14 protein-coding genes are annotated in these 12,797 nt (G+C 54.3%); 1 reads left to right on the top strand and 13 read right to left on the bottom strand.

The features are described from left to right. Nucleotides 1-30: 30 nt before the first annotated feature. Nucleotides 31-429, bottom strand: coding sequence for a GxxExxY protein (locus tag HG15A2_RS10695; RefSeq protein ID WP_218932485.1), 399 nt, complete (start codon nucleotides 427-429; stop codon nucleotides 31-33). A 349-nt stretch (nucleotides 430-778) separates the two neighbouring features. Between HG15A2_RS10695 and HG15A2_RS10690 the strand changes: the two genes are divergently transcribed. Then, the gene (locus HG15A2_RS10690) at nucleotides 779-1,705 is read left to right on the top strand and encodes a hypothetical protein (protein WP_145060245.1); all 927 of its coding nucleotides are present in this window, start codon (nucleotides 779-781) and stop codon (nucleotides 1,703-1,705) included. A gap of 40 nt (nucleotides 1,706-1,745) precedes the next feature. Here HG15A2_RS10690 and HG15A2_RS23935 read toward each other — a convergent pair whose 3' ends face one another. The 12 genes from HG15A2_RS23935 to HG15A2_RS24960 form a co-directional block, all read right to left on the bottom strand. Continuing rightward, on the bottom strand, nucleotides 1,746-1,895 hold the full coding sequence (locus tag HG15A2_RS23935; protein WP_218932484.1) for a hypothetical protein: 150 nt from the start codon (nucleotides 1,893-1,895) through the stop codon (nucleotides 1,746-1,748). Between the two features lie 32 nt (nucleotides 1,896-1,927). Continuing rightward, a complete protein-coding gene (locus HG15A2_RS10685) occupies nucleotides 1,928-3,781 on the bottom strand; it encodes a type II secretion system protein GspD (protein WP_218932483.1) in 1,854 nt (617 codons plus the stop codon). 61 nt (nucleotides 3,782-3,842) lie between these two features. Continuing rightward, the gene (locus HG15A2_RS10680; RefSeq protein WP_145060243.1) at nucleotides 3,843-4,370 is read right to left on the bottom strand and encodes a hypothetical protein; all 528 of its coding nucleotides are present in this window, start codon (nucleotides 4,368-4,370) and stop codon (nucleotides 3,843-3,845) included. Further along, nucleotides 4,367-4,945 (bottom strand): type 4a pilus biogenesis protein PilO, encoded by a 579-nt coding sequence (gene pilO / locus HG15A2_RS10675; RefSeq protein ID WP_145060242.1) that lies wholly within the window; start codon nucleotides 4,943-4,945, stop codon nucleotides 4,367-4,369. Before pilO ends, HG15A2_RS10680 begins: the two co-directional genes overlap by 4 nt. Nucleotides 4,946-4,967: 22 nt before the next feature. Beyond that, nucleotides 4,968-5,540, bottom strand: a complete 573-nt coding sequence (locus tag HG15A2_RS10670; protein WP_145060241.1) for a PilN domain-containing protein — start codon at nucleotides 5,538-5,540, stop codon at nucleotides 4,968-4,970. Beyond that, nucleotides 5,537-6,610 carry a type IV pilus biogenesis protein PilM gene (locus HG15A2_RS10665; RefSeq protein WP_145060240.1) on the bottom strand — a complete coding sequence of 358 codons (1,074 nt, stop codon included), beginning with the start codon at nucleotides 6,608-6,610 and terminating at the stop codon, nucleotides 5,537-5,539. Before HG15A2_RS10665 ends, HG15A2_RS10670 begins: the two co-directional genes overlap by 4 nt. A 14-nt stretch (nucleotides 6,611-6,624) precedes the next feature. Continuing rightward, the gene (locus tag HG15A2_RS10660; RefSeq protein ID WP_145060238.1) at nucleotides 6,625-7,764 is read right to left on the bottom strand and encodes a type II secretion system F family protein; all 1,140 of its coding nucleotides are present in this window, start codon (nucleotides 7,762-7,764) and stop codon (nucleotides 6,625-6,627) included. A gap of 26 nt (nucleotides 7,765-7,790) precedes the next feature. Continuing rightward, nucleotides 7,791-9,560 carry a GspE/PulE family protein gene (locus tag HG15A2_RS10655; RefSeq protein WP_145060236.1) on the bottom strand — a complete coding sequence of 590 codons (1,770 nt, stop codon included), beginning with the start codon at nucleotides 9,558-9,560 and terminating at the stop codon, nucleotides 7,791-7,793. Further along, complete coding sequence (locus HG15A2_RS10650; protein ID WP_145060234.1) at nucleotides 9,557-9,892, bottom strand: STAS domain-containing protein; 336 nt, start codon at nucleotides 9,890-9,892, stop codon at nucleotides 9,557-9,559. Before HG15A2_RS10650 ends, HG15A2_RS10655 begins: the two co-directional genes overlap by 4 nt. Further along, nucleotides 9,879-11,738 (bottom strand): sensor histidine kinase, encoded by a 1,860-nt coding sequence (locus HG15A2_RS10645; protein ID WP_145060232.1) that lies wholly within the window; start codon nucleotides 11,736-11,738, stop codon nucleotides 9,879-9,881. The genes HG15A2_RS10650 and HG15A2_RS10645 overlap by 14 nt, the downstream gene beginning before the upstream one ends. A gap of 56 nt (nucleotides 11,739-11,794) precedes the next feature. Then, nucleotides 11,795-12,202 (bottom strand): response regulator, encoded by a 408-nt coding sequence (locus HG15A2_RS10640; protein ID WP_145060230.1) that lies wholly within the window; start codon nucleotides 12,200-12,202, stop codon nucleotides 11,795-11,797. Nucleotides 12,203-12,237: 35 nt separating this feature from the next. Further along, on the bottom strand, nucleotides 12,238-12,678 hold the full coding sequence (locus HG15A2_RS24960; RefSeq protein ID WP_218932482.1) for a competence type IV pilus major pilin ComGC: 441 nt from the start codon (nucleotides 12,676-12,678) through the stop codon (nucleotides 12,238-12,240). Nucleotides 12,679-12,797: the final 119 nt, after the last annotated feature.

Here is a 12,797-nt window from a genome sequence, read left to right as displayed (position 1 = left end):
GATATTCGTTGGATTCGTGGAATGTAATATTTATTTGACTATGCGTTCATATTTCAGTTTCGACGCGGAGCCAAAATTCACCAACAACCCAAGCCGATAGCCGGTTGCTTTGAGGTAATTGTGAACCTGAGCTCGATGCACATCATGAAATTCGCTTATCGCCTTAATCTCAATGATGATCTTTTCGTAGCAGACAAAGTCTGGCTTGCAGATTGCCTCTAGTTCGTTGTCTTTGTATTCAAGTTTCAATTTTGGTTGCGCAGCAAATGAAACCTTTTGCAGTCCGAACTCCAACTCCAGACATTCTTGATAGACGGGCTCTAGGAAGCCGTGGCCCATTTGGTTGTAGACCTCGAAGCAGGCTCCGATGAGTTGGTAGCTTTCCTGCTTGAAGAGGATGGCAAGCATTGCAGCTTTGGTGTTTGACATCGAATACCTCAAATCTCACAAAACGGCCTGCCGTTACGATACGCCTGTACACCATTATGCAGGCCGCGAGGAAGATTGCAATTGGTGGGACCTAAGTGGCTTCGCTGGCCTGACTTACGCAAATTAGCGCGAGTGCAAGGCGTGAGTCCGCGGGATATTCGGCTCCCGACCAAGTGGCGGCCGCAAGATGACCCACTGGGAGTCGGCTTATAGCAGATGTGCGGTCTCTAGTTGCACTAACCTGCCGCCAGCGGGCCCAATTGCTAGAAATGTATCACTTAGCCAATCAGGATGGAGAGAGCGGATAGTTATAGCCGCGGAACTTCTCGACTTCTCCAAATTGGCAATTATGCGTATTGGATTACTAACTCTACTGTGCTGTGCCCATCTTCTGTTTGCCCACGCTGACTGCAGCGCGGCAGAGCTGATCCTCTCGACTCTTGATGGGCGAGAATTGGTCGGCCAACTTGACGAACGTACCGATGACCAGACGGCTTGGGTGCGCAGCGAAGCTGCGGGGATCGCATTGACTTCGGCGGTCTCTTGGGATGCAGTTGTTACGGTCGAAAGCGAAGGACAGGCTGTTGATCTTGTAACCCTACGCGAACAACATGATGCGTACGTGACGGCAGCAAAGTTCGACTTTTCTCCTGGCGTCAGTTCAGCGAGCGTCGATTCAGTGGGTGCCGACGCGATTTCTCAGAGGTACCGGCGAGCCGTTGGCTCGCGGCTACTAGGTGAAAATTCAGGACGCGCTAGGGCAACATCACTACAGATAATCGATGTGCAATTGGCGAATCTAGATCGCGACGCGGCCCCGGATGGATTCCTACTGAGTCTCGCCCTGCTGGATCAGTATGGGCAACCAGTAGCAGTACGTGGGAGCTTGTATGCCCAGCTTTGGACAGAGCATCGGCCGTGGAATGAAGCACGCCTGACGGAGCGTGAGCGGTTTCGGCGTGACGAGACCTGGACTCAGGCCGTACGGCCTCATGAGTTTGTCGACGGCGTAATGACGGTGCAGCTGAAGTTTCGTCATTTGGAACCGCAGGAAGAATTCGACCTACTACCGGATGCCGAACTGACGATACGACTAACTGCATTTGGCGCAGGCAACTTTGCCATGAGCACGCCCGTTTGCGTGCGGCCGTACGACCGATATCGCGATCATAGGCAGCATGCCGTCGGCGATCGCTACCTGCCCAGGGAACTACCCGGAGTTATTGGCAGGAAGAATACGTCACGCACCGATGGCCTGTGGCAGGCTTGGCCATAGGATACCGCATTTCCTAGCGTGCAGAATTCTCGGCATGAGATTATTCACTCTCACTGCGGCGATCTTTGCCCTCGCGGCGATCTTCTTTCGGTGCGTTGGAGGTTTGTTCAGTCTCGTTGCGACGCTCATCTCCCTCTCGCTTTTCAATAAGAGATTGCAGTTCGTCCGGGACTTCGATTCGGTTAGGCATCGTCTCTCCAATCTTTCGCGAACTCAACGAAGTTACTCTTGAGGTAAATTTAGCGGAATGTGGTCTGTGGGATAGGCGAGCTCAATCTCTGGAGGCAGCGTCTCATAGGCCCTTTCTACAGCAGGAAGAGGCTGCAATTCCTCTGTACCATGCGTGACACATTGTTCAGCACTGCAACGCCTTGCGAGAAAGGGCCGATACGGGTTGCTGAGCGGGTCGCCCATCTTTGGTTCGTAAGGTCGCGGGGCCGAGTAGATTGCTCCTTGGGTGAGCGGATCGAGGGTGCGCTGCAAGTCGAAGTCGTTGCGTTCTTGGCGAATCGCATCGTATGGCAAGATTCTTGGCACCAACGTCACAATGATCTCAGAGCGAGAGCGCTCGACTACACGTCGTTGAAAGAGCACGCCTAGATAAGGAATATCGCCCAGCAGTGGAACCTTGTTCTGAATGTTCGAGTCCTTCTCCTGAATCAGGCCGCCAATGACAAGGCCTTGCCCGTCGGCTAGCATCACATCCGTTTCGACCTCGGTGGTTTCTTCCGACGGTAGGCCCGAGACAGGGTCGACATTGCCGGTGGAGACTTCCGGCTTGATCCGCATGAGTACACGGCCGTCGCGGGTGATTCGCGGCGTTACTCTCAACACGACACCTACGTCGAGGAACTGGATGCTTTCCAGAGTGCTGGTTTGTGTAGTGGTCGTAACCTTGAAGCCCAATTGCTCGCCGATTTGGATGCGAGATTCTTGCCCGTTGATCGCATTAATGCGTGGCGACGCGAGAGTTTTAGCATCAGTCGTTGTTTTCAAAAGCTCGACTAAACCGGTGAGCGCTTTGCCTGTGGACTCGATAAAAAACGAGGGCGAAGCGGCTGCATTGGCAAAACCCGTAGAGCGAAGTGACAGGTTACCTGAGCCCAAGCCAATGAGGTCTTCGAAATTCACACCATTGCGGCATGTGTCGGAAAGCTCGACCTGCAAAATGTGCGTTTCGATCATGACCTGACGTGGCGGCTGATCGCTTTGGCAAATGAAATCCTGGATGCGTTCCAGGTAGGCCGGGTAGTCAACGACGACCACGGCTTCGCGTGTCCGGCGGTTATCGACCGAGCTGCTCTCTAACACCCACGACTTGCCGGCCTGAGAAAGCAGCCCTGCTACGCCTTGGTCGATGTCCACAGCGGCTGCAAAGTCGAGTTCGAATACATGCACAACGCGCCCGCCAGCTCCTGGAGGAATAAAATCAGCCGAATCGACTGAAGAAACAAAGATCACGTTGTTCGCAAATGTGCTGGTGTGCCCCGAAGCATTCAGAATGGCATCCATAACCTGCTGCCAAGGAACGCGATCAAACGTGGCCGTGATTTGCACATCTACCGAGCCAGCGAACACGAGATTCAATCGCTGGGTCTCGGCAATCATCGAGACGACTTGACGCAGAGATCCGTCGCGCACCATGAGCGAGATGTTGCCCTCGGCTTCGTGGATAGCGATCTTGTCAGCAGCCGGTGCGGGCTGCAGCGGAACAACGACAGCTTGGGGTAGCGGTTCAGTGGTAAGTGGATTGGCTTTCAGTGGATTGGCCCTCTGCGGAAGGGAACCCTGGCCGATACTCTGCCTAGCGCTGGCGGACTGTGGCGGAAGAGACCTACGGGTTGGAGCAGTGCTGTCTCTGAGGGCTTCGCTTTGAATGTGCCGAAGCGAATCAGCTGCTTGGTGCTGTAGTTCTTGCAGCGAGAGGGGCTTCTCAAGGGATTCCTGTGCGGCCAGAGGATTCGCCACGACGATCTGCAACGCCAGCAAGCAGCATAGAACCGTGGTGGCAATCACGGATCGCCGTCCTCGATAGTGCGATTGTTGCAGCAAAGCATGTGACACGTTGCGTCCCATGAACCATCCTTGTTCAGTCGAATCCAAACTGCCAAAGTCAGTCCACAGCCACCACGGCTGCTTAGTGCTCTGACAGAACAACTCCCTCGGATGAAATATCGCGAACGCGATAATCACCAACTTTGTCTCCGATTCGCAATTCTAGCGTTCCATAGCGGGCGATTTTTTCACCGCCAGAAAGAAGTACAATTGCACTGCCTGATTCCTTGATTCCCGCTAACGTAGCATCTCCTTCGGTGTCTTCCTGCTGGCCACCTGCCAGTGCAGCACGCTCGTCGTCTCCAGGAAGCACGGTTCCCAATGGATCGAACGCAACAACGTTGTCGATCGCAATCTGAGGCCAGTCTCCCTTAAATAGTGCGACGTCCGCTTTCCTCTCTTCACTAGGCTTCGATCCTTGAGGATTCACGACCACTTCGCTCAGGCTTGAAGCTGCCAAGGCTGCTCTGGGTCGAACGGCGGAATTCTTGCCTGCCCCTCGGAATACGACAAAAATTAGCACAATACTCAGCAAACCAACGACTGCTAGCTTGCCTGGGGTGGCACCGATTTTACTTGGATTGGATTTCTTGCGGTGAGCATGCCTCACAGAGCGCCTCCCTTCTCTCTTGTATCGTTGCGTTGGGTGGACGAGTACAACGCAAATGTTGCGTAAACCGGATAGTCGCCAGATTTACCGTCTGAGTGCAGGGCGAGCTTGGTCATTTTGGCAATTCGGGGCATTTGGTTGATCGCGGCAAGGAACCGGCACACGCTATCAAAGCTACCGCGGAAGTGTCCCTGCACGGAACTTTCGGTGAACCGTTCCACTTGGCGATCTGCACCAAGTTTCCAGTCGAGTACTTCTAGGTGATGGGACTCTGCTAGCTGGCCTGCTTCACGGATGAAAAGATCGTCTTGGGCTCCTCCCGCACTCTTTTCACTGGCAAGTTCCACGGCACCGGTCAATTTGACATGTTGCCGTCGTAGCTCACTATTCTCGCCTTGCCATGTTTTGGGCTGTGCAAGCAGCGATTCGAGCTGTGCGATGCGAACTTCGTCGCTCGCTGCTTGGTCGTTCAGAGGCTGATACACGCCATACCAAACCCCTACCAAAGTCACGGCAGCAATGAGGCTACCGATCAGGTGAACCGTCCAGATGAGTGATCTTAGTTGACGTCGCATAAGTTGATCCGAGGTGACCGTTCTAGTATTCACAGCGAATGGAAAAGGATTCGAGATCGAACGAAGGCAGCTTTACTTTCTCGGTGGTTTCGAGCTGTATCGACTGAAATGGCGGTTGACGCAAGGCTTGGACAAAGCGGCTCACATCCTCACCCCTAGCCGCCAAGCCACGTAGTTGGAGGGTGCCACGGCGGCCGGTTTGCAGTGTATCGTCTGGGGTGCGCTCTTGCAGATCAAATTGCTCAACTCGCACCTGCATTCCTTCGCCACTCGCGGCATGGCTTACGACTCCTAATAGAGCGGATATGGGGCGTTGTTCTGAGAGCAAGATCGATAGTCGCTCGTCAGTAAGCAAGTGATTGACCTGAGAACTCAGCTTTTTGTTCTCCACAATCGTTTGTCGAGCTGGCTCATACTGTTGCTCAAGCGCTACTCGTTGATTGGCTAAGGGGCGGACTTCTTTCCATCGCATCCCCACAGGCACTGCGACGATTGCCACGAGCAGTGGCAGAACAACTAACCAGACCCGCCGGTGTCGGCGGATGGTTACGTCGCGAAGCGCTGCATCGGTCATGAGATTCACAGATCTGTTCATGACTGCTCCCAGGCAAGCGCCGACATGCCTAGGGCTGCCCCGAACATGAACGCCGGAATACCAGCGCCGTTATCCTTAGCTCGTGGGAAAGTCCATTCCTCGGCCGGTACGTTTGTGAGTTGGGCGATTCTTCCAGCAATTCCACCTAATGCGCAACCACCGCCGAACAGGGTGGTGCGTTCTATGACTTCTCCACGTGTTTGCGAACTCCAATACTCGAAGGTTCGCAGTAATTCTCTGTCGAATCGCTTCAAGAGCGGATCGACTATTCTCCTAACAACCTGTTCTGCAGGCGAGTTCGTTGAGTTTCCGCTAGCCACAGTGGAGGAGTGCAGAAGCTGTCGGGTTTCTAACGGCGTTGTCCCAAGTTCAGAACTCACTGCATCGAACAGGTTAGAATACCCCGCATCTTTGAGCGTACGGACCATAATCGGGATTCCGTCTCGGAGCAGCACACAGGTTGCCTTGCAATAACCCCAATCGATAACGGCCTGTAAGCCTTGTGGGGCTAGGGCTGGCTTTCCATCGGCTTGCATGAGGCCCACGGCTCGTGAGAAACACCATGGTAGAACATCGATGGCACGACAACTCCACCGCTGCTGTCCCAGGTCGGTACTAATTCGCTCCGACCATGATTTCGGTAGCGTCACGACCAAAGCATGAGGCGGCATTTTGGTGTGTACGGAGACCGGCCACCAACCAACTTGACGGAGTTGCAAAGGATAGAGTGCCGATTTCTGAAATTCCTGATCGGGCAAGGTGTGATCGGTAACCTCTGTAGGAAAGGGAGATTGATAGCTATCGCAGACCGCCATCGACACGGCTGCGGCGGCAGACTTGCCCTGCCACGACTGCCCAAGTAGAGCTGCTTCTTGTAATTCTGCATGGGAAGAAGCAGGGGCCAAGCTTACTTGGCGAGCTCCTCCTTCGGGCAGCCATGCTTTGGTGCGCGAGGCCATAGCTGAACTGCCAATAACTAGCCGTCCCTCGCGCCACACCAGCTGCGCAAGCTTGACACTCGATCCGCCTAGATCAACGCCAATCCATCCTGTTTTTTGTCGAAGCCACATGGGGGTTCTTCTGATTAGTGGTGATTTCGGATGCTGGAGAGATCAAACACGGGCAGCATCACAGCCAGCACAATGCAGGCTATGACAGCTCCCATGACGACAGTGATTGCCGGTTCGAAAATACGCAGCGCTTGGCGCATCTTGGCTTCTGCTTCTTCTTCGTAGTAAGAGCCCAAGAGCGAAGCGACTTCCTCCAGCTTGCCAGAACCTTCTGCGGTAGTAATCATATCACGCGCCGATTGCGGGAAGATATCTGCCTCAGAGAGCACGCTCGACAACGAGCGACCATTTACAACCGCGTCGGTCATGTCTCGCAAGACGCCTTTGTATTCTCGATTGTTGATCGATTGCTCCGTAAGCCGCAAACCTTCAACCAGTGGCACACCGCTGGTGAGCATCAGCGAGATCATCTGACAGATGCGACCGGTACAAAACGGCTGGGTAATTCCTGAGAGGATGGGAACCTTCACGCAAACACGATTCCACCAGTGGGCGCCGACCTCGGTAGATAGCCATGCATATACTCCGCCGACGGACAGTGCCAGTAACGGCAACCATAGCCACCATTGACTTCGTAGGCCGTCAGCGAGGCTGATGAGCATTTGCGTCAACACGGGCAAAACCATGTCGTACTGCTCGAAGATGCCGGCGAAACGCGGCAAGACGAACAACACCAGTGCAACCACGACCCCACAAGAAACTGCTGACAGCAGCACCGGGTAAGTCATGAGCGATTTCATAGTTCGCAGCAAACGGACTTCACTGCGATAGACGACCGCTAGGTGAGTAAGCACTTCCGACATCCGACCGCTGGCTTCACCGGCAGATACCGTGGCAACGAATGCACTGTCAAATATACTAGGGTGTTGTTTTAAGGCATCCGAAAGAGTGGTGCCGCTAACTATTGCTTGGCTGACACGCTCCAGCACTTCAGCCAATTGCGGTTTCTGACACTGACTCGTGAGTGACTCCAAGGCCGTTGCGAGGTCGATGCCCGAGCGAGACATGATTGACAATTGGTCGAGAAAATCCGCTAAATCGGCCTTCGCTACGCGAGGCTTACCCCAGCGCGTAGATTTGCTACGCGCAGCCTGCGTCGGGCGAGCGAACTCGCTCGTCATCCAATCCGGCGTGCTTGCGGCAGTTGAGGACATAGTATTGGTAGTTCAAGAGGTTTGATTTAATCAAAGAACGCCACACGAGCGACTTCTTCGAGACTGGTTTGTTCAAGGCCTGCCAAACGGAGACCACCGTCTAACAGGGAGTCGAATCCTTGGTCGTCACGCCATTTGCGAATCACATCCACACTCTCATCGTTGGCAACCATGCGGCGGAATTCGCTCGTGACGGGCAGCACTTCGTAGATTCCCGTTCGACCTTGGTAGCCGGTATCAAAGCATTCGCGGCAACCTTCACCTTTGGCAAAGCTCCGACGCGTGTCGCCTGTGTAGTTCAGTGACGCTAGGTACTCTGCTGATGCGTAGTGCGAACTTCGACATTGCGGACAAATGGTACGCACGAGACGCTGGGCCATTACACCAACCAGCGAGGCGGCAAGCTTGTAACTCTCTACACCCATATCAAGCATGCGTGTGATCGCACCGGCGCTATCATTCGTGTGCAGAGTGCTGAGAACCAAATGCCCCGTGAGAGCGGCTTGTACGGCAACCTGCGCTGTCTCGGCATCGCGGATTTCGCCGACCATGATCACATCTGGGTCTTGGCGAAGGATCGACCGCAGGGCAGCTGCGAAACTTACTCCCCGGGCTGTATCGACTTGCACTTGATTGACTTGCTCAACTTGGTACTCAACCGGATCTTCTACCGTGACTGCGTTGATGTGAACTGACTTAATTAGTTCCAGTGCGGAGTAGAGCGTTGTGGTTTTACCGCTGCCAGTAGGGCCCGTGACGAGCATCAGACCATGTGGTTTTTTCAGCAAGCCTTTGAGAGTTTTAAGCGAACCTGAGCCGATGCCCAGTTTGTCGAGATCGAAGGTGAGGCGCCCTTTGTCGAGCACACGCATCACAACCTTTTCACCCATGACCGTTGGCAGCGTTGAAATACGCAGATCGACTTCTTTTCCTTCGGCCACTACCTGACACCGGCCATCTTGCGGTTGGCGATGCTCGGCAATGTCCAGCCTAGCCATTACTTTGATACGCGAAACGATCGCCGGATAGATATCACGGCGAGGACGCAGCATCTCCACCAGTTGGCCATCGATGCGAAAACGAACTGTCGCAGACTTACTGCCCGGTTCGATGTGAATATCGCTGGCCCCTTTGCGAACGGCCTGCAGCATCAAGTAGTTCACGAGGTTGATGATTGGGCTGCCATCGACCAACTCGTTCACTGAGGCGATGTCGACGTCCGAAGCGTCGCTGCGCAGTTCTAGCGCAGCATCGTCCAGGTCGGCCGTGACTGCATCAACCTGAAAGTCTTCCTCATATGCACGGCCGATGAAGCGTGTAATCGAAGGACCAAAGGCAAACACGGGACGAACCGTGAGCCCGGTCGCCTCTTCCACTTGATCGATTGCGTGTAGATCCTGTGGATCGTCTGTGGCCAGGATCAACTCATCGTGGACACGAAACAATGCCAGCGCATTGAGCTGTTCTGCCAAGTAACGTGGCAGAATGTGTACCGCCACCGGATCGAGCAAGCCGTCACGAAGCCGCACGGCGGGAACTCCGAGTTGAGCTTCGATGAATGGGAGTAGTTCTTCGTCAGAGACAAACCCTAGCTCCAGCAGGGTCTCGCCGAGTTTCTTGCCGCTTTCGGCTTGGTGACTGAGTGCGGTTTCGAGTTCGTCGTGCCCGAGCAAATTTGCCAAAATAAGGCGCTGTCCTAACGGACCGCGCACGACGGGCTCTTGGTCCTGCCGGCTCAAGACCACAAGGTCTTCGAGATCGCGGGAGACTGGCTCTGGGGGGAGTGCAATGCTCATCCGGCAAAACTCCCGACGGAACTCTTTACTGTTTCAAAGATCTCGAACTGCTCGCCTACACCACTAACATGAAGAATATCTGCACACAGTGAGTTGGGGCCGCTCAACTTCAGTACGCCACCGCGGGCAGTGGCCTTTCTCTTCGCATCGATTAAAGCTTCAAGCCCTGCACTGTCGATGAGGGGAGTTTTTTGTAGATCGAGTACGATCGAAGGTTGTCCAGCAGCGCAACAATCAGCGACCGTCGCAGAGAATTCTTCTGCAAGATGGCTGTCAAATGGAACATCGACACCAATAACATCGATGGCACCTTGGACCTCAACGGCGAGCATTTGCGGCCTCCTTTCCCTCCGGCAAGTGCAGTGTAAAGGTAGTTCCTTCGTTCAACACGCTTTCACAGGTAACCTCGCCACCGTGCATGTGGGCGACTTCTTGGGCCAGTGAAAGACCTAGGCCCGAACCAGTTTCAGCCTGGACGCGCGGGTCATCGCTGCGGAAGAATTTGTCAAACACTTGACTGGCTTCTGCCTCCGAAATCCCCACACCGGTATCCTCCACGGCGATGCGAAGCCCATCTTCTTCCCGCTTGACCTTGAACCCGATGTGTCCGCCACGGGGCGTGTACTTGGCGGCATTGCCGAGTAGGTTTACAAGCACGGCCACCACTTTGTCTTTATCTATTTTCATTTCCCCCAGCTTCTCAGGCAGTTGCACATTAAGCGTGTGCCCTTTCTGACCGAGTAACGGGCGCACCTTGTCTAACACTTCTTCAAACAAGCGTTCCATTTCCGTGGGTCGTAAATCAACACTCAACGAACCGACTTCCATGCTGCTGATGCTTAGCAAGTCGTCAACGAAGCGGGAAAGCCGTGTGACTTCGCTGTTGATGACGTTGCAAAACTCCTTTTGTTTCTCAACTTCTAGCTCATCTTCACTAGCGAGAGTCTCTGCGTACGCTTTGATGTTGGACAGCGGAGTGCGAAGCTCATGAGTGGCAGCGTCGAGAAAACGGTCTCGCGTCTGCTCTGCAAGCTTCTGTTGGGTGATATCACGAAGTGTCCACACATGCCCGCTCTCCTGCCCGCTTCTATTAGGCTGACGAACCACACGCAGGATATGCGTTTTGCCGTTCACCTCGCGTGTCGCTTCCGTAGTGACGAGACGACGGTCATTCTCCTCAGAGAAAACTTCTGTGTCGGATAGCTGATCAACACAGTTCAGCAAGTGTTTTTCAAATTCAATGTCTTTCGCGGCCTTTTCATCGGTGTCGAGCAGTGCCGCAAGGGCTGCATTAGCAAATCTCAGTCGACCCTCCATATCGGTCAACGCGATTCCTTCACTTAGTGAACCGAGTGCTTCTGCCAGTTGGTCGTTCGAATTGCCGGATGCCAAGGCAGCAATCCGCTCATCGAGAGTACCGGTCTTTCGCTGTTGCAGAACGCTGTCTAAGTGCCCGACCACGCGATTCCAACCGAGGGCAGCAAGGTCCCCCGGTGGTACGGTGAACATTTCCGGAGGCTCCCCAGCCGGAAGTTGGGCAATCTCGCTAAGTTGAGTCTCGACTGTCGCAGCGGATCGAGTGAGGCGACCCAACAGGACACCCCCGACGACGATCAGAAGCAAAGGCAGCACAACCGCGCTAGGGGCCGCACTGATGGTTTCTACTATGGATGCCAACGAGCTGTCTGACTGAACAGCTGCCGAAAGCGTTGCGAATTGCTCGCCACCGTGATTCAGCGGAATCCGATATTCGGTCAAATCGACGCCAGACGGCTGCAACGCATGCACGCCCCAAACGCCTGCCTCTTCAACCGGGGTGCCTGCGAGCTCGACTGCAAACTGCCCAATACGATCTTCGCGGGTATCAGCAATCGATTTGCCTTCGAGATCTAGCAACGAGCAATAGACGAATCTTCCTTCGCCACGCAACTGAGCTAAGTAGCCTTGCATACCCGACCAGGGGTCTGGCTGCTGTTCGTTCGCGCGATGCGCTGTTTCGATAGCAGCGACGGAACGATGCAATCGTGCAATGGCTACCGTAGCGTTGCGTTTGGTAACGACGCCGTGCGCTGCATCAAGCAGTCCGGTCGCCAACCAACAAACTGCCGCAAGGCAGAAGAACAGGTACCAGGCCACCACTTGCCGGGGTAGACCGAGATGTTGTCGTTGACTGATCACAGCACTCCCTCGGTTGGCAAGCAAAATGGATAATGAATAGGCAGAAAACGCCTCGGCTAGACAGCAACGGCAAGCATTTTCTCGACCGCACTGACAACTGCGGAAGGACTGAATGGCTTTGGGAAGAGCGCTTGGACAGCGAACTCTTCCCTCAGCCGTTCAATTTCCATTTCCAATCCTTTTGCCGTTAGCATGACGATCGGCGTGTCGCGATAGTTGTCGAGCAAGCGAAGATTCGCGCAAAGTTCCGTTCCCGACATGACCGGCATCTGCTGATCGGTAATGACGAGATCGAAAACTTCCTGACGTGCCAACTCCAATGCATCCGCACCGTTAACCGCGGTTTGCGTAGCAAAGCCAGCCCTATCGAAGGCAAACTGAGTTACCCGAACCAGCGCTACGTTGTCGTCAACAATCAGCAAGCGTCGTCTGGAGGTATCGAAGGTGCTCTCTTCCGTGCTCATCTCAACGGTGTCCTTTTTTCCATTCGTGCAGTGTTCTACAGCTGATCGTAGGTAACGGTAGAGACGCTGGCGGTGGCGTTGCTGTTGTTGCAGATAAATTCACGCGTGTCGGAGTTGTACTTCCAGCCGACGGTAGGTGCTGCATCGCCCGTAGTGGTCGTGCCGGTGGCGAATGCGACGTCCGCATCTTGAGCTGCTGTAGGACCGACCGGGCAAGTTGGGAAGTTGCCACGCAAATAAGGTTTGAGGTCTTCCTTGAAATTGGGGACTGTGTCGAAACGAGGTGAGGCCCCGCCGTTCTTGGCACTGTAGAGCTCAATGGCGTCGCGAACGACGCTCAGGGTATGTCTCAATCCGTTGTCCGTGGCTTCGGCTGAAGCGCTAAACATCTTGGGAGCTGCTACGCCTGCCAGAATGCCAAGGATAAGGATAACCACTACGAGTTCAATTAGCGTAAATCCGCGTCGATTGTTCACAACTGTCTCCAATGTTCTTAATACGCGACTCTGGGAGCAGCCTGCGAAGGCATCCCCCACGGGTAAATGAATTTCTACCTCGGGACTAGCCGAGACTGTTCATGAAACTGTAGCTCAAA

This window comes from Adhaeretor mobilis (assembly GCF_007741515.1).
GTDB lineage: Bacteria > Planctomycetota > Planctomycetia > Pirellulales > Lacipirellulaceae > Adhaeretor > Adhaeretor mobilis.
The sequence above is the reverse complement of the archived record's forward strand: the minus strand, read 5'-3'. Positions and strand labels throughout refer to the sequence as shown.